Source organism: Promicromonospora sp. NPDC090134 (genome assembly GCF_044746965.1).
Lineage (GTDB): Bacteria > Actinomycetota > Actinomycetes > Actinomycetales > Cellulomonadaceae > Promicromonospora.
This window is the reverse complement of record NZ_JBIVCZ010000002.1, coordinates 385,074-402,828: the sequence shown is the minus strand read 5'-3', so window position 1 is coordinate 402,828 and position 17,755 is coordinate 385,074. Positions and strand designations below refer to the sequence as shown.

Here is a 17,755-nt window from a genome sequence, read left to right as displayed (position 1 = left end):
CCACCATGCCTGGAGACCTCTTAACCTCACGGTGCGGCACCTGGTGCACGATCTTGCGGATCGTGAGCCCGGTGCGGTTCTGGGACGTGCGGGCGACGGCCAGTGCGGTGAACACGATGGTCAGGTGCGCCTCGATCGCGTCACGGGTCCGAGCGAACATCGGACGGGCCGCCAGATCGGCCATGCTCATCCGTGGCCGGGAACGTCCAGAACCGTCCGGACGCGCCCCCCGCAGGAGCCAGGCTCGGCCCGGTATTAGCAGAGCCGAGGCGCTCCGCGGGGGCGTCATCGACCTCGACGCTATCAACGTACCAAGGCCAGGTGCGGCGACTCGCCGCATTTGCGCGTCGGTATGACTTTTGATGCCTAGGAGATCGGCAACGTTTGAATGCCTGCGTCACCATGTGCGCATGCTGCGATGCATCTGTCTCCGTCCGGGTCGGCGAGAAGCGCAGGGTGAGCGCGGCGGTTACCGGAGCGGGATCTTTGAGTCCCAGACGCTGTTCGGATGCCCCGCTCTCTGCATGAGTCTTTCGACAGTGACCCTGTTATTCTGCGCCGAAAGAAGGGGGCCCAATCCGACGGACCGGATGGGTAGCCTCTGGAGCTCCTTGTGTTCTCTGTGCTCACTGGGGTAAACAACTGCTCCCTCACCACGTGGCGCTGGATGGCGACCAAGCCGCACGTATCCCACAACACCGTAGTCGGTTTCGCGATATAAAACATGGTCGTCGCCAGCTGCGAATGAAACGACGGTGCGGATTTCGTTCTCGCCCGCAAACCCCGGGGACTTCATAATTTGTGCGATTGTCGCCAACTCGATGCTGAGATCTGCTTGAAACTGTTGAGTCGCTTCACCAAATTCTTCGTACGTGGACGACTTCACCGGCAAGTTTTCCGAGTAGAACCGGGCATTCGCTGCCAGCCCGTCCAGGGCACGGACTTTCGCTGAATTTTCGTACAGGACCTCGAGCCACGGGCTGACGAAAGCCGAGTCAAGTATTAGTGTCTCCCATGAAGGCTGACCCGTACCTGTTAATGCTGGATGTGCGCGTTCGCCGAGTGCCTTTACTGCCAGGCGGACAGAAGCATCCAGTTCGACAGCATATCCTCGGCCCGTGTTTGCGTAAAGTCTCCACTGGTTGGCGTCGTCACGCTGTTTTGAGGCAGAGCACATAAATGTGGTGGCGAACTGTGACCCTGTTCTCTCATTTTCAACAACTTGCCGCATGCTGTTGAGAACGCCGTCGTTATCTGGCTGGTCATCCAGCCATTCCCGGATGAAGTCCCATCCTTGCCGTACTTCCGCAAGATCGTTCAACCCGGTAGCTTCGGTCGCCCACAACTCTTGCTTATCGAGGACCCCGATCAGTCCGCGGGGGCTCGTGTAATGGTAAGCTGGCCCGGTCCATTTCTGAACGGAATCGGGTAGTAACCCGCGCCAAGTTTCGGGTGGCATGGTGGCGGCGCACCTCCTATGTTCGGGGCAAAGTGTGGGGACGCACGCTGCAGCACAGGCGCCATTCTGATCGGGTGCCCGCGAGCACCCACTGTGCGAGACCAGCGCCTTGAGTGGCCGGGTCCGAAAAACGCGTCATCGTGTTAGCTGCAACGGACAGTCCGCAGAACGCGAAGCAGTTGGTCGAGGCCCCCGCCGGCTCATGAGCGGTTACGTGCCTTCCGCCGTCGAGTCGTGCGTGGTGGACCTATCAGGGTCTCGGCGGCAGTCATCTCCTCGTATCGCTTGAAGAGGACTTCTTGCCGAGTCTCCTCATCCGCGCAGAATCCCGGTGCCCCGAACACGTTGTCCACCAACAAGTCGAGTTCGCGGTGGGCCTCGGCGAGGTCCTCGGGCAGCTTTCGAGGGTCGTAGAGATCGGCGAGATTTGTTTGCTGGTGGGCATCGCGGATCGCAACGACGTTCTTGCCCGCGCTACATATCTTCGCGTGCGTATCGCTGTCCATCCGGGGAAGGGGCAGGGTGTTCCATACAACGCTACTCGTGAAGCTCGGGTCGGACTTCAATCGACCGCCTACGGTCTTCTGCCATGCCATGAACATTGACGATGACACAATAGCGAACAGGAAGCCGTCTGGATCAGGTGCAGTGAACAGCTTGATCGACGCAATTACCGTCACGTCGAGCCGTGCTGCGGTTGCGAACTGCCTGTTCTCGCTGAAGGTCTGAGGGATACCCAGATAGGGTTGCATCGGTTGCCGGCGCTCGCCAAAGAGGTGCGGAACTGCAGCGAGGGCCTTTGTTGCGGCCCGACCGCTTTGAGACCTCTTCCTTCGGACCGCTTCCACCCTTTCGCGAAGAACCGGAGAACGGACTAGATCCTGTGGGTCAAATTCAGGGGTATCCATCCAGAGGCACCAGCGCTCGAGACTATGGATGAGCTCTTTGCCTCCAACGTACCTGCGGATGTATTTCGCGGCGATGGGGTCGGAGCGGACGTGTTCAATTTCGTCGACGTCGACACACAGGAGATTCCAGTCGATGGGCGTCGAACCGGCGCTGATCTCCGGAAGGTCGGGTGAAAGTATTGTGGGACGCGGTATGACCAGTATATCGTCAGCATCGACGAGGTATGGGTTGATGTTCCCTGCGGCGCGCTCGTTTGGCGCTCCCTTCGGACTGTCGTAGACAAAGAGTCTTGGGGTCGTTACAGATCGTGCGAATCCGATGATCACGCAATGAACCGCTGCTTGTCCCGACGCTTCCGATGTCCAGGGGAATGTTCGGTGCGCAAACTTTACCCGCCACCCGGCGTTGTGGATTGCACCAAAAAGGGTGGTCACACTCTCGCCTTGAACCACGGAATTCGTGGAAACGAAAGACCACCGGCCCGATATTCCGGTGAAGTATCGCGCCGTCTTTGCGTACCAGGCTGTGACATAGTCGAGATGGCCGACATTGGAACGCTGCCATGCTGCCCGCAACTCTTCGCCTTGCTCGGGAGTGCGTTCTTTATGGCCAAGGAAGGGAGGATTCCCTGCGATGATCACGTTCTCGGAGGGCGGGAGGATCTCCGACCACTCGACGGTGAGCGCGCTGTGGACAACGATGTGCGCAGATTTTTGGATCGGGAGGCGTTCGGGTGCAACGCCGAAGCGCTCTTTGAGCTTGAGGTCGCACTGTCGATCGATGAGAAACATTGCTGTCTCGGCGATACGTGCCGGCCACTCATCGATCTCGATGCCGTAGAAGTGGTCAAGGGACACCCGAAGTATGCTGGTCCAATCGGTCTCGAGAGTGACTGCGTCCGCTCCGACCTGGAGGGTGGCGAGAGCATCAATGATCCGAAGCTCAAGGTCACGGAGTTCGCGGTAAGCGACGATTATGAAGTTGCCGCAACCACAGGCGGGATCCATGTAGCGGATCTCACCGAGCTTCTTCCAGAGGGCGTTAAGCGCGTTGATCTTCTTTTGATCCGTCTGACGTGTGAAGGCTGCATCAAACTCTGCGCGCAGTTCGTCGAGAAACAATGGGTTCAGCGTCTTGAGGATGTTCTCTTCGGACGTGTAGTGCTCGCCGAGCTCCCGGCGGGTTTGCGCGTCGCGAACGGACTGGAACATCGAGCCGAAGATGGCAGGGCTGATCGTGGACCAGTCCACTGCTGCCGTCGCGAGGACGGCGTCGCGGAAGCTCTTGTCCAGGCTGGGCAAGGTGATGTGTTCGTTGAAGATGCCACCGTTTACGTACGGGAACGCTGCCAGTTGGGCATCGACACCATGCCTGTCGGTTGGTGCAGTGTTGAGGGTGTCAAACAGCGCGTTGAGCCGCTGCGCGATGTCGGATCCCTGACGGTCGGTGTGGTCCTTGATGAAGTCCTGGAACAGTTCCGGTAAAGGCTCGCCAGTTGGCGCCTTCCACATCTCGGTGTCATCGCCGAACAGGAGGAACAGCACGCGCGCGAGAGTCACGGAGATCTCGTGATCGCGAGTATGCCGGTCGAAATTGTCGTGGTAGCCCTTCTCGAGGGCGGCATACATTTGAGCCATGAGCTTCGACGCGCGCTTGGTCTCGTTCTTCGTCTCGACGTCGAAGGCACCACGGATCCGTTGAAGCAGGTCGTTGACGTCGATGCGAGTGTCGGTCGGCAGGCGAATCGCCTCGAGCTTGGCGACGAACTGCGGGTTATGGTCGCCGACCCGGTGGACGTGCCGCGCAGGCCGGGCCACTACACCCGTTCCGCGTGCGGTTCGAGAAGGCCACCGCCACACCTGCTTCTGGTCGTCGCGGAAGATCACCAGGCGGTTCGTCGAGTTCCGGGCGATTGCCTGGTCGACGCGAGCCTCATCTGCCGAACTGAGCAGGGAGGGGACCTCCCAGACGCGAACACCTTGGTAGGTAGAGATGTTCGTGGCGGCTATTTTGCTGCTGTCGCTCAGTTCCACCTCGACCGGTGGGTGGTTTGGCGCTCCCCAGTAGAGATCAAACAGGAACAGGTTGCGGAGTTCGCCCTGCTCGGCCTTGGCAATCAGTGAATCTGTCATCGGGTGGTGACTCCAAGTGAGCACACGATCTTGATTTCATCCTTCTCTGTCGTGCCGATCACGAGTCGTTCCTCGTCGTGGAGCTGTTTGACGAGATCGGCGAGATCCTGGTCGGAGTACTTGCTTCGCCGAGCCTGCCTGAGCCGGATGTTCGCGTACTCGGTCAGGGGGCGGTCGTTCATGGCCTCGACGGCGGCGCTCGCGTCCGCTCCAAAGATTGTCCCACCCAAGCGCTCCACCGCCCACTTCCGAATGCCCTTAAGATTGCCGGCGGTGACGATTTCCGAAGTGATCTTCTCTCGGATGAGTTTCGATTCGCGTTCGAAGTGATCGTCGCGCATTGGTGCTGTCGGGGTGGATTTCTGAGCGCGGAATATTTGAAGTGCCTCAAGTGGCGTGAGGAGTCGTTCGATCGGATCGCTAGGGGCGTTGTCAAAAGAGGCTGCGAAGGCGTCGATCCCAGACGTCGTGCTTGCGAATGTGACGACGCCGGTCCGGCGTTCGTTGCCGTATGCGTCGCGGCTGCTATGGAGCATGTCCTGCATCCGAAGGATCTTCGCGGCGAGGTTAGGGTTCTCGTCCTTGACTCCTGACCAGACGAGCCACGCCTCACTGACCGCGTCGGCCTCGCTCTCGTCGGTCTCGAGGTCGTCCTCCGCGGGGAGCGTCCCCTTGTAGAGGTCGTCGAGCAGGTTGACTTCCTTGTCGTCGCCGAAGAAGCGTTCGTCCGATCCAAACGCCGCAGCGTTGTCGCCGAGCCGTTGGCGGATCCGCTGGCGTAGACGGATCGCCTGTTCTACCTTCTCGTGAGTTATAAGGTAGATATAGACCTTGTCAGACTTCTGCCCGATTCGATCAACGCGGCCTGCACGCTGGATGATGCGGATGATGGCCCATGGAAGGTCATAGTTGACGACGATGTGCGAATCCTGGAGGTTCTGACCTTCCGAGAGGACATCCGTGGCGATGAGTACATCGACGGGGTTGTCTACCGACGTAGGGCCAGACTCACCACCGGGCAGGCGGTTGCTCACCGGCGAGAACCGCCTGGCCAGCGCTGCTGGGTCGTCGGAATCTCCGGTGGCCAGGCCCACGTTCGGGATGCCGGCTGCGTTAAGGGCGCCCGCCACGTACTTGGCTGTGTCCTTGTACTCGGTGAAGACAAGTACTTTCTCGCCAGCATGCTGGCCGCGCAACAAGTCGACGAGTGCGTTGACCTTGGAGTCCTTCGCCGCATCCCACGTACCGAAGCGGTCGAGCAGCTTGTTGATGATGTCGTTGTCGCGTTCGAGGTCCTTCTTCAGGCTCGATTTGAAGATTGTCGAATTGAGCCACTTCGTTGAGGCAGGGAGCCTGTGAACGAGTTCACGATACTGCGACTCAAGGCTGCCATATATCTCCTCGTCGGCCTCCAAGTCCTCGTCGGAGACCATGAACTGGCGGTCGTCGAAGCTACCGAGCGGAATCTGCAGACCCTGATCAATCGCGTAGATGAAGAGCTGGTTGCGTGCTCGCTGCCTCTGGAGACTGACGATGAACGAGTGGCCGGATGAAGACAATCTCTTGAAGAGACCGATGCGCACGAATCCGCTGACGTTACCGCGGCCGGATCTGACGTCGGAGAGGATCTTTGAGTCTTTGTCAGTGCGTGCTGCTCGTGGATTGTCGTATTCTGCGAGCCGGTATCGGGGGAGTGCCAGATCGCGAATCGCGTCGAGGGCGTCGTCATCCTCCATGAGTCGTGCGGGGTCGTCATCGGCGAAATCGTGGCTCAGCGGCTGGGGCACCCGGGTCGGGAAGCGGAACTTCTGACCGTTGGCGAACTGGAGGTACTCGCGCTCTTCGGTGGTGCCGTCCGGCAGCGTGACTGTCTCGGTCTTCGCCGTGCGCTTGACAAAGGACCGTGTTCGGCGCACGAGATGGTCACTCATGAGCCGCTTCCAGTCTTCCGGTTCTTCTGAGCGCCGGAAAGCGGCGAGGGTGGTGATCTTCCCGTCGACCTTGTCAATAAGGGTCGGATCCTTCGCGATTGCGGCTGTGGGTTGGATGCCTAGGTCGTCGTCATCACTAATGTACAGGCCGATCTGGTTAGCGACGTCAGTAAAGGCCAAGTTGTAGGGCGTGGCGGTAAGGAGGAGTACTTTTGAGCTGTTGCGACGCACGTAATCGTAGATTGCCTCCGACACCTTGGTGCTGTTGTTTCGGAGGTTGTGTGATTCGTCGCAGATAACCAGGTGGAAACGCTTCAGTTCGGGGAGCTTCTTGTCTGCGATTGAGTATGGGATGACTCGGGCGCCCACGAGCCCGTACTTCTCCAGGTGTTCTTCCCACATGTGCTGAAGATTCTTTGGGCACAGCACGAGCGTCGTGTAGTCCTCAGCGGCCTCCAGCATGAGTGCTGTGGCTGTCGCAGTGAGCGTCTTGCCGAGGCCTACGACGTCGCCGAGCATGGTGCCGCCCCGCCGGACGATACGCCGGGCGAGGGTCCGAACGGCAGTCTCTTGGTAGTCGAGCAGGAGGTTCTGCATTGAAGGAGGCAGGACGTAGCCCATACCTTCGCGTGCGTCTTCCGACAACGCATGACAGACCTTGAGGTAGACCTCGTACGGTGTCGGTTGGTCTTCAGCGGCCCAGGACTCCTCGATGAGTTCGATAATTTCCTCGGTGATCCGCAGCGAGAAGCGGTCTTCCCACCGATCGGCGAACCACCTCGCGAGCTTTGCGCTGGCGTCGTTGTCGGTGACATCGATGTTCAGTTCAAGATTCCTGAAGTGCCCTGCGTTCGTGAGGTTTGATGAGCCGACGTAGGCGCGGCGCTCGGCGAAGGCGTTGCCGGGCGCATGGAATATGTAGGTCTTGCCGTGCAGTGGAGCGGTCGTGAAGACCTTGATCTCCACGGCGCCGGACTTCAGCTGGGACTTCAACTGCTGGAGAGTGCGCCGTTGGGCCCTAGAGGGCAGGCCGCGCATCAGCTGGGTCCGCAGATGCTTGACGAGCTGCTCCTTAGCAGACAGCGCCTTGCCGATGTCGTTGATGTCCGAGCCGTAGGGGGGTGGCTGGACCAAGTCTTGAAGGGCCGACAGCATCAGCGCTGAGTCTGCTGGCATGACCATGCCCACCAGCACTCGCACGATGGCTGGCGAGCTGAGATTGCGGGTCTGCGTCTTCGTGTCGACGACTTCCGAGAAACCTGCCCAACCGCGCAGGTCGAAGTAACCCGTGGCGACATCGCAGGTGTCGAAGTTCGCGAGTGCGTTCTGAAGGGCCGGCCCGATGGTCGACTCCACCTTCAGGTTGTCGAAGATGTCTGGCACGGGCCCTCCGCTGCTGTCCTGTGGTCGGACTGATCCTACTGGGATGCACTCCATCGCGAGGTGCGATGCGGCCGTGTTCACCCACGTCGCGCGGGTGCGTTTTGGCAGGTAGAGCGGCAGGGTCAATGGTGGATCGGGGTTCGAGTATCGCCCCGGCGCTGACCGGCGGTTCGGCTGTCAACCGTTTGCAACCGATCTCGCGCCCATGGGCGACTGAATGTCCCCCGTCCCGGCTACCGCGGCCGTCACGTGTAGCGCCGGCCGGGCGGCTCGGGCCCGTTGGCCGGCGTGACGGCGGAGGGGGCGTGCAGTGCGAGGAGCCGGGCCTGGCGGAGATCAAGACCGCCGGACGGGGGTCATCCTGATGGTCGTGTGCGACGACCTCAAGGGCTCGGCAGAAACCGTGAACGCAGCCGGAGGCGATCGCGCCGATCCCGCATCGTGATGCACAACAGGTCCGCTGGGCTCCAGCAGCATCGGGGCGCGATCTCCGGGTCCTTAGCCGGTGTTCCAAGCCGCAACTACATTTGAGGCCGAGGAACGGTTCCTAGGATCCCATGGACCCCTCGGGCGGCAGGTTCCCCTTGACAGATCAGGGTGTGTTCCAACGCCGGGCAGAGCTCGTGCCGTTCAGCAGTTCGACCGCGAGATCGGCTGCATCGTGTGCGGTGCCTTCGGCAGCCAGCTCGCGGCCCGCGCTCACAACCAACGACCCGAGTTACACCGAAGACCGGACGGACCCGGCCGAGATGGCGCTCACTACCGGGGTGAGATAGAGACTGTTTCGTCGGCTCCGGGTAGGTACTCGTATACCGTTCCGCCTGGTGCACACACGGAGGTTTCAATGGCTAGCGGCGCGCGGGATGACAAGGCTAAGGTGCCGGTCGAGTGGCTACTTGGTCTCGTCGACAAGGCGCTCACGATCGGGAGCGATGCTGTCGTCGCGGTCCTGAAACGGGCGCGGAAGCAGTGGCCCGACGCCGATCCCGCCACGCTCCTGAAAACGCTTGAGCGCTCCTATTTGGGAAGTATGACCGGTGGCGGCGCCGCGGTTGGCGGCGCCGCTGCCGCGCGCGGTCTCGGAACGGGAGCTTCGATCGCCCTGAGCCTCGGGGAGACGGCCACATTCCTCGAAGCGAGCCTGTTGCTGTCCCTGGCGTCAGCAGAGATCCGCGGTGTCAGTTTCGACGGTCTCGACCAGCGTCGAATGCTTCTCTTTACAATCATGCTTGGCAACTCTGGTTCAAGTTTCGTCGAGTTGATGGCTGCCCGTACCGGTCGGCACTGGGGCCTGAGAATGGCTGAAGGCGTGCCATTGGAGACGATCAAGGCCATTAACAAGGTCCTCGGCCCGCGTTTCGTCACGAGGTACGGAACTCGTCAGGGCATCGTCGTTCTCGGTCGATCGCTTCCGTTCGGCGTCGGCGCCGCAATCGGCGGCGTCGGCAACTACCTCATAGCCCAGACAGTCGTCAGCGCCACGAGGAAGGCCTTCGGGCCCGCCCCGGAGAGCTGGCCCACTCGCCTGTACCTCTCGTCCGACGAACCCGGCGACACGACACCCTAATGACTTGCGGGCCCAGCAACTCTGGAGCATTCGCGGACTACGCCGAGCGTCCGCCGGCGGGTTGACCCGCGCGTCGAGATGAGTGCGGACATCTGGGAACCGGGCCCGAACTTGCCCTTGGGGCCACGGAAAGGCCTGCGTGATGCCGTGCCCTACACACGCTGGGGCTCTCCGGTCGGCGAGCGATCGCTCGTGGACGGGAGCACGTGAGGGCGCACTCGCCGCCCATGGTTGCCAGTACCGACCCACCGTTCTCGCCCGAGCTTCTGACCGTGGGTTTCTATTCACTCACGCCCGAGCTTGCCTGCCTGGTATCGCCGATCAGCTCGATGACCGTGTGCTCGGCCGGTGCCAACCTTCCAGGGGTCCTCAAGGAGTGATCCGCTAGAGCGGTCGGGCCAAGGGGATCGGCCATCGGGACAGTGCAACCCAATTACTTTCGGCCCAGAACTAGCGGCTTGAACTTCTCCCGATGTCCTCATCGTTGTCATCCGCCGACTCGTTGGTCAGTGTCATCGCTGCGTTGGAGAGGATGATCTGCCCCTTCTTGTCCATGACTATCCCGAAGGGGTCACGGAATCGGGTAATCATCGGTGCTTCGGAGTTCGCGTTGGTCACTCGGTAGATGTAGAACCGGGATCGGTGGATAGCGGCCATAACTAACTCGCCACGCGAGATTTCGAACGGGTCGGTCGGACTCGAGCCGATCGTTGCCTTGACTTCGATGTAGATCCGTTGTCCGTCCTCGACACTGGTCATGTCGTACGGCGAGAGTGCGTCGCGCTCCGACACCCAGTCGACGAGTTCGGGGTCCAGCCCGCGGCTGGCGAGGCGAGCGCGCTCGACCTTCCAGACCACCTCCTCACCCCGAGTACCGACATCACGTTTGAGTTGTTCGTTTAGCAGTGACGGGGGTGCAGAATTGCCTCCGCCCGGACGTGCGCCACCGCCCGGTGTGGGTGCCGCCGCTGCAAGGCCGACCGGTTGGGCGTCGACCAGCTCGACCCTGGAGTAGTCAACCGGGGGCAGAGCAGGGACCGAGGCAGATGCGCTCACCTCATCGACAGCTGGCCCCGCCGACGTTGCCGAGATGGAGACCGGTTCGCCAGAGGCTGGCGCCTCGGCGGTTGCACCGCCAGAGACTGACCCGTATGGGGTAGCGCCTGCCTTGCTGTAAGTCGTTTCGGTTGGCAATACCCGGGCGAGCGTGTCGAGTTCATCGTCGTCGAGTTCGGGCGATTGCAAGCGCTGTCGAGCGTCCTCGACATCGCTCCGCTCCACCGAGTGTTGGGCGAGCATGCTCCAGCGGTTCTCGGACGAGGCTGTGAACAGGGTGGCTAGCGCATCCGATAGTCCCGGCACCTCAAGGAACTCGGCTAGCTGACTCGCGAAGGCGTGCCAGTCCGGCCGGTTGCCCGTGTCGTCGGGGAGCAGGCGAAGATAGGCCGTCCCGATTCGTCGATTGGTCCTGCCTTGCCGCTCGACCCGCGAGTCGATGTAGCAGGGAGCATCCGGGCGGGGCATCTGCACGTCTCCGCGTACGTATTGGAGCTCCAACCCTTCGCAAGCGATTAGCTCCAGGGCCCGTAGGCGACTCTCAGCCAGCTCATCGACGTTCTGGTTCTCGGCGCTAATCAACGCCAGGACGAACGGCTTACGCGGTTCGATGTCGTTGCGGATGGCTCTCCACGCCTCGCTGTCGGGGTGATGGATGCCGGTCGCTTGGGGAACGGTCTTGACCGTCCGGTCCAAACTGGTCAGCGAGAGGTAGCGGGCCAGCGAGCGGGGCTGGGTATCCGAGATCAGGATCGGCTCGAGTGCCTCCCACGTGTTCCTGAGCAGGTGGTCTTCGGTGTACGCCGGTTGAGCCACGAACTTCTTGATTCCAGCGTGGCGGGCGAGCAGCCGGACACCTTGCGGCTCAGGGTGGGGATCGACATCGGCGTGGATGTGGTCGTTGAGGCGACGCTGCACCCAGCGAGCAGCGGCCGTCAGGTCGGAGTTCACCTCGCCGGCCTCGTCTGCGTCTGCCGCAAGCCGCCCGAGCAACGTCACCAGGTCGTCGATGCTGGGACGTGCAGCATCCGTAAGGTCGAGCGCCCTGGCGAGGTTGCCACCTGAGCCCTGCAGGAACTGTGCATGGATCCGCGGAATGTGTAGACGGATCTTGCGCGGTGTATCGGGCGCCTCGTACCAAGCGTCAGTAGGCCGAACCAACTCCTCCTCGCCACCACGGGTTACTGGTATCCACGCTCGACTGTGGAGGGTGTAGGCAAGGAAGGAGTCAGTGGGGCGGTCGCGCTCTCCGGTGTGGGCGCTGGCCGTGCATCGGAACATTGCTCGCATCGCGGGCTTGTAGTAGTCCCAGTGCTCGGCAAGTTGTCGCCAGAGCGCGCGCAGTCGGGCAGGGTCTTTGGAATCGAGGATCTCGGGCAGCCGATCGACCTGGTAGGACTCCTTGAGGCGTTGCGATGCCGGATGGCCCGCGGGACAGCCATTGGCGATGGCATTGACTTGAGGTTGCTTGAGCCACTCGAAGAAGAGGGGGCTGGCGTGCGGAAAGCTCCAGTCGAATGTCAGTCCGCCGGGCCGGGCCTGCGCATCGATCCAGGGGCGGCCGTCGACACCGAGCATTTCGTAGAAGCTGCGTGCGGTGGCCAACTCGTCGGGGTCTCGTGGTGGTTCAACATCCAGGAACTCGGTCTCGCCGAAGGGTCCGTAGAGAAGCTCGAGGTCGGGGGACCCGATCCAGGCTGATGGAAAGTACAGGCCACCGCCTGGCCTCAGTTCGTGTTCGCTGTGGTCCACGGTTCGTGCGGGGAGCAGTGTGTCGCCGAGCTCCGGTGGAGTCTCATCTCCACGTCGCTGCTGGTGGTACGCCCGAAGGCTGTTCAGCGCGTGTTCGCGCTGCTCTGGATCGGCACCTGGATCACGCAGGACGACCATGAGGAAGTTCTCGATGATCGGGCGCCACTGGAAGGGCTTGACGCCAAGGTCCTCAATGAACTTCTCGAGTTTGTCGACGCCTTCGGGCACAACGGCGATCGGGACGGGGATGTCGTCCGGGATGTCCACCTCTCCGCGGGTTCGAGGCAGAAACACCGTCGTCGAACCAGGTGCCACCCATTCACCGTGCGTTGTAACGACAGAGGGCACAGCCGTGAGCGCCCGCATGAACGCCTCGCCCGCCGCCTGCCGGCAGCTCATGAGGAAGCGGTAGTAGCCGACTAGGTCGTTGTGCTCCGGCTCACGCAAGCTCTCCGCGTACACGTCGAAGCTGATCTCGGCGTCGGGCGCTAGACGGGAGATCAACTCTCGAAGCGCCTTCACACGCTCAAGGTCCGGTCGAATCGTCGCGGACTGGCTGAGTTCGGCATAGCGATGCGCAAGTTCGGCATTTGACAGCCGGGCAGGCAGCATACGCAGTTCGCTCGGGCGCTGAAGGCCGCCACCGACGGTGGGGATGAAGGCCGATTTGGCCAGTGCCTCCATCCAGAGTTGGTGCAACTGCGCACCAAAACCCGGCGTGACGGCTGTGGACCAGGCGGGTACCAGCGCGTGAACGGCCTCGCGAGTGAAGGCAAAGCGCTCGACCAAATCGACCGCGAAGGTGCCGGAAACAAAGTCCGCCACTTCGGTGAGAATCGCCTGATTGAGTGGGCTGGCCTCAGGGGTGTCTGAGATGTGCTTGCGATCGAGGGTAAGTACCCACTCAGCATGGACGATCAGTCTGAGGCCGGCGAACTCATCGGTGGGGAAATAGACGCTGAGGGGGTAGGCCGTGTTGGTCCGCGGCCGACCCGCCTCGTCGCGCGGTACGGCTATGGAGACGTTAATTGTCTTGATATCGGTCCAACCGTCACCGAGGGGCGCGAGTTGCTCGCGTTCGGGTGCGAACCGGTGGGGGTAGATGAGCCACTGCTCAACCTCGCCGTTAACCTCGAGCAGCGCGTTCCATGCTGGTCCGTCCTGCTCATGGACGATCGTTGCGACGAAGTCGTGGCCTGTACCATGCAACTCGAGGTGCCCGATGCTCGGTAGAAACAGGAGAAGGTTGGGGATCAAGTGGTCACGAAGGTTGCAGGCCACGGTCTCGCGGACGACTCCCTCAGCGAACGGCAATCGAATGACGGTGGCATAGCCGCCGTCCAGCAGCTCGCGGACTGCCGTCGCGTCGTTGCCGAGTTCTTCATCCGAGAGCGGGAACGGAAAGGCGTAGACCGGAAAGCGCTGACTCGTCGGAAGCGGGCCAAGTATGTCTTCGACCTCCGCTCGGACGCGGGTCTCATCGAATTGGAACTTACTGGAACGTGAGACGATCTGCGGTCGTGCGGTGATCTCTCCAACCGACTTGAAGCCGAGCCCCTTATGCCCGATCGCAGTACCGGGGCCCTTCGTGGACGCACCGAGCGAGGAGATTGATCGGATCTGCGGATCGTGAAAGCCAGCTCCGTCGTCCGCGACAATGAGGGCTGTCTCGGTAAGCAAGAAGTAGGCGCTCCGTCCCTCCTCCAGCCCAAGTTCGTTGGCCGCGTCGTTCGCGTTCTGAAGCAACTCGAAGGGGTAGCGTCCGGTGTATTGCTGCCGGACGAGCTCTTGAGCTCGACCGCGCTCATTGAGTTGCTTGAGAGCATGCTCCACGTTCCCGTCGCGCACCGCGCTGCGAAGCGCCTGTAGCTCCTCGTTCCGAAGATGCCCCGCTACGTCCACGCCATTGCCTTCCGACCGGAGGAGTCCGGATTGCATGGTAATGCCGACCGCCGATAGCTCGTTGCTAACTACCCGTTCCAAGTAGGTGGGTGAGCACACGCGAGTCTGCTGGCTCGTCCACGCAGAGCGGGCGCTCTGCGAGTCCAAGCTCATCTCAGAACTAGTGCTGCCACTCCATCCAGCCCACCAGAACCACATGATCAACGTGCACGTCCACTGCTCGTCCGCGATGTCGAGAGAGTTGGGCGAAGGCAACTCGGGTCCTATTAGGCATCTGGACTCGCCCACCGGGATCGCCCGGGTCCGACCCTTCAGCCAGGCGATCGACGGCTTCGGTACACCGGATCGGCACCAAAGCCGGTCGGACCGCAACGCCGCGCCGTGGTGAAGTTCGCCGGCGACCGGTAACGGGACACTGAGCACGGCTAGCCGCCAAACATCGCCGGTGTAGGCGGCGACCCCATCGGCAATCTCAAGGCGTCCCAGCGTGGTGGCTTCGGTGAGGTCAGCGGCCCATGGGCGTCGTTCCGACACCTCATGGGAGATGGATTCTGAGCTGCTGGACCTCAGATTCTGTATTGGGGATGATCGCTATATGGGCAAAAACCCCGCGCAGCTGAACCAGAAGCAGGTCGACGTCCTACGTTGGATCGACGACGGATGCCCCGACGGTGTCTACGTCGACGGCTATGAGCACCGGATTGTTGCCCGGGCGCTGCAGAACCGAGGTCTGGTGACGATCAGCGGCAGGGGACCGACCTGGAGCGCTCGTGTCACCAAAACGGGGCGCCAATGGCAGGCCGCGCCGCCTGCAGCGGTCCTGCCCGATGAGTCCGAGGCCGACCGGCTGATCCGCAGGGTCTTGGATGCGGGCGGTCGACTGACGTTGCCCGAAGACCGAGAGGTCGAGTCAGCCCATGAGCGGCTTGTCCGCATGAGCCTCAAGTCGCCGGCGCGGCCCAGAGGCAAGCGGTTGGAGATGGTCTCGACCGGGCACTGGGGCCGGGGGCCGAAGGCGATCGAGTTTGTCGAGCACTTCGACGACCTGGTGGAGCCCCGGCCAGTGCCTATCCCCGAGCGGATCGGGAAGTACCACCCGGCGGTGAAGGCCTATGTGAGCAATAAGGAGTGGCAATACGTCACCACGGAATACATCGGACGGGCCGCTCGCATCCTGCAGGCCCTCGCCAATGAAGCTACCAAGCGCGGGCTCGTCGCCACAGACCCAGGCTCCGCGGCGAAGGGCCTCCCCGATCATCAAGCTCGAGAAGCGAGAGCAGGACACCTCGCTCTGCGAACGCCCGCAGGTGTCTACAGCATTCAGGTCAAGGAGATCGCTGGCAAGGGCGGGCAGAAGGCCGCCCGGCGCGGGTGGAACGAACGCAAGGTAGACCCTGCGTGGATCGAGAACCGGGGATGGGAGTTCATCAGCACTGGGAAGCTCGAACTTGTCGTCCGCGGCCCAGGAAGCGCCTACGGAGGCGACCACTACCGCGATGCCAAGATGATCACGGTCGAGGATCGACTCCCTGAGCTGATGCGCTCGTTCGAGGTCCACAAACTTCGCGCGGACTGGCAGGAGCAGGAGCGCAAGCGCGAGAAGGCTGACAGGCGCCAGCGCTGGGAGCGCGCGATGTCCTTGGCCAAGGAAGAGTACTTTGCTCACGCGCGCTGGGAGCACTTCAAAGAGCGTTCACGAGAGTGGCAGGCGATCAATCAGCATCGAGGCTTCCTCAAAGCGGCCAGAGCAGGCCTGGGCCAGTACGACGGCGAGGATCGAGACCTGATCGAACAGCAATTGGATGAAGCCGAGCAGACCATCGACACTCTCGACTCCATCCGGCACCCTGCTCGCATCGTCCCGAATGTTTCGGAACCCAAGGCCGAGGACCTAAAGCCGTTCCTCCATGGATGGAGCGTCCACGGCCCGGACGGATCTCCCTGGGGGTGAGGGTCGGAGGTGGATGAGTCTTGCTTGCGATGGGCTCGATCTTCGACCTGACGGCCTCCCCAGGCCTGGGGATGTCTTTCTCACCCAGCGGTTCACCCGGGCCGCTGTTCACTGGTGTGGCCTCGTAGCGTCCAGCCCATGACTGATGCCGGTGATGTCGATGCCGTCGAGAGGCTTTTGCGCGACCGCCTTGGGTCGACCTCATCTTGGGCTGAGCCGGATGGCTACCCCGACTCGCTGCAGTCGCACTACACCGCAGTGGCCCACGTCTTGGACCGCTATCGCGCGTACCGGCTCGAACGGGACGCTGACCCGAACAAGGATGGAGCGCCCGAGCTGCTGGCCGCGATTCAGGAAGCCGACGGCCCGACTGCGGCCGCGGACAGCCTCTTCGGTAATCGCGCGAAGGCGCCCGGTACGAAGCGACTTAAGTCGGAAGCACTCGCCGACGCCGTGCCGAGGCTAGCTAGCGTCGGCGTAGAGACCACGGCCCATCCCCGCTCCGCTGACGCTCGGAGGCGCGACGCGCCTGGAGTGTCAAGGGACTCGGGCCCGTCTCGTGGGACTACCTCCTGGTGCTCGCCGGCACTCAAGGCGTTAAGGCCGACACCAGGGTCCGGCAGTTCGTCACGACTGCGGTGGGGGAGAGCGGCATCGTCTCGAAGGGCCCCGGGGCGCGTGAGTGAAGGCTGATTTGGAACGCCTGGGATCGACACGGCGCGCTCTCGACCACGCGATCTGGCAATACCAGCGGACGGTCCGGTAGCTATGAGCTCGCTCTTCCTGCGTCCTGCGAAACCTCGCGGTGCAGTGGAGATCAGGCGATCGCAGATCACCCCGCGAGAGGGGCCATCCTGAACGGTGATCGCGCTACATTCTCGGCGTGAAGCGTAGAGGCACGATCTTGGTTGCTGGGCGCAAGGCCGACCGTGTCTGACGACGGCCGGCGTCATGAGTCCAAGTCTGTACGGGTAATTAGGGGTACCGAGTCCAGGACGATCACCAAGTGGCAGCGAGCTGGCTGGGAGCTGGGGTCCCAGAGCCAGGCCTCCTTCGTGCACTCGGAGCTCAGCTTCCACCGGGTTAGGCCGAGAGCGACACGACGCGCAGTAACGGTCGCGCTGTGCGGGCTGGTCCTGGCAGGGGTCGTGACCGCCATCATTGTTGGGATCGTCACCGAGGATGTGCCCGAGCCGGCCTTGTCTGTGCAGCCGTCCGTTCCGGTCGCACCTGTCTCGCCTGATCCCACGCCAAGCCCCAGCGAGTCGGAGAGGGAGACCAGGTGGGGTGGTGATCAGGTGGAGTTCCGGTTCGGTGAGACCGCGAGCTTCACCTCAACCGCGGGCAATGGGAAAGAGATCCCACTGACGCTCACCATATCCGGACCGAGGGAGTACGACCCGCAGGACCCCTTCGCGGTGAAGGGGACGGCCGTCTACTTCACGGTGACCATCACCAACCTGTCCGAGACCGAGACGTGGGACACGGCCTTCCTCCTCTCCCACGCGATCGTGAACGAGACGGAGGGCGAAGAGACGTGGGACTTCGACGCGGGCTGGACCGGACACGACATCCCGCCAGGTCAGTCCCTCGAGTTCAAGGACGCCTGGGACGTCGTGGACACAAAGGGTCTACGCTACGAGCTCGACATCGACGGGTTGGCCGGCTACACGATCTACTTCACCGAGTAGGGCCCGACCGGCTGGTGCCGTT

Annotated in this window: 7 protein-coding genes and 1 pseudogene; 3 read left to right on the top strand and 5 right to left on the bottom strand. The window is 62.2% G+C overall.

Annotated elements, in window-relative coordinates:
- Positions 1-46: 46 nt before the first annotated feature.
- The 4 genes and pseudogenes from ACIPN7_RS08135 to ACIPN7_RS08120 form a co-directional block, all read right to left on the bottom strand.
- Positions 47-193 (bottom strand): annotated as a pseudogene (locus ACIPN7_RS08135) (IS1634 family transposase); the annotation flags it as partial.
- Between the two features lie 276 nt (positions 194-469).
- Positions 470-1,321 carry a DUF2971 domain-containing protein gene (locus ACIPN7_RS08130; RefSeq protein ID WP_400539870.1) on the bottom strand — a complete coding sequence of 284 codons (852 nt, stop codon included), beginning with the start codon at positions 1,319-1,321 and terminating at the stop codon, positions 470-472.
- 338 nt (positions 1,322-1,659) lie between these two features.
- Positions 1,660-4,500 (bottom strand): class I SAM-dependent DNA methyltransferase, encoded by a 2,841-nt coding sequence (locus ACIPN7_RS08125; RefSeq protein ID WP_400539868.1) that lies wholly within the window; start codon positions 4,498-4,500, stop codon positions 1,660-1,662.
- Positions 4,497-7,814 carry a helicase-related protein gene (locus tag ACIPN7_RS08120; protein WP_400539866.1) on the bottom strand — a complete coding sequence of 1,106 codons (3,318 nt, stop codon included), beginning with the start codon at positions 7,812-7,814 and terminating at the stop codon, positions 4,497-4,499. Before ACIPN7_RS08120 ends, ACIPN7_RS08125 begins: the two co-directional genes overlap by 4 nt.
- A gap of 844 nt (positions 7,815-8,658) precedes the next feature.
- Between ACIPN7_RS08120 and ACIPN7_RS08115 the strand changes: the two genes are divergently transcribed.
- Positions 8,659-9,381, top strand: a complete 723-nt coding sequence (locus ACIPN7_RS08115; RefSeq protein ID WP_400539864.1) for a hypothetical protein — start codon at positions 8,659-8,661, stop codon at positions 9,379-9,381.
- A 450-nt stretch (positions 9,382-9,831) separates the two neighbouring features.
- Here the strand turns inward: ACIPN7_RS08115 and ACIPN7_RS08110 are convergent, their stop codons facing one another.
- Positions 9,832-14,091, bottom strand: a complete 4,260-nt coding sequence (locus ACIPN7_RS08110; RefSeq protein WP_400539862.1) for a DUF3883 domain-containing protein — start codon at positions 14,089-14,091, stop codon at positions 9,832-9,834.
- 544 nt (positions 14,092-14,635) lie between these two features.
- Between ACIPN7_RS08110 and ACIPN7_RS08105 the strand changes: the two genes are divergently transcribed.
- Positions 14,636-16,042, top strand: a complete 1,407-nt coding sequence (locus tag ACIPN7_RS08105; RefSeq protein WP_400539860.1) for a hypothetical protein — start codon at positions 14,636-14,638, stop codon at positions 16,040-16,042.
- Positions 16,043-16,971: 929 nt separating this feature from the next.
- Positions 16,972-17,733: a hypothetical protein gene (locus ACIPN7_RS08100; RefSeq protein WP_400539858.1), complete on the top strand. Its 762-nt coding sequence runs from the start codon at positions 16,972-16,974 to the stop codon at positions 17,731-17,733.
- The last annotated feature ends 22 nt before the right edge of the window (positions 17,734-17,755 follow it).

Coding starts and splice junctions, on each gene's coding strand:
- ACIPN7_RS08125 (WP_400539868.1), bottom strand. CDS start 4,500: ATGACAGATTCACTGATTGCCAAGGCCGAGCAGGGCGAACTCCGCAAC.
- ACIPN7_RS08115 (WP_400539864.1), top strand. CDS start 8,659: ATGGCTAGCGGCGCGCGGGATGACAAGGCTAAGGTGCCGGTCGAGTGG.
- ACIPN7_RS08105 (WP_400539860.1), top strand. CDS start 14,636: ATGGATTCTGAGCTGCTGGACCTCAGATTCTGTATTGGGGATGATCGC.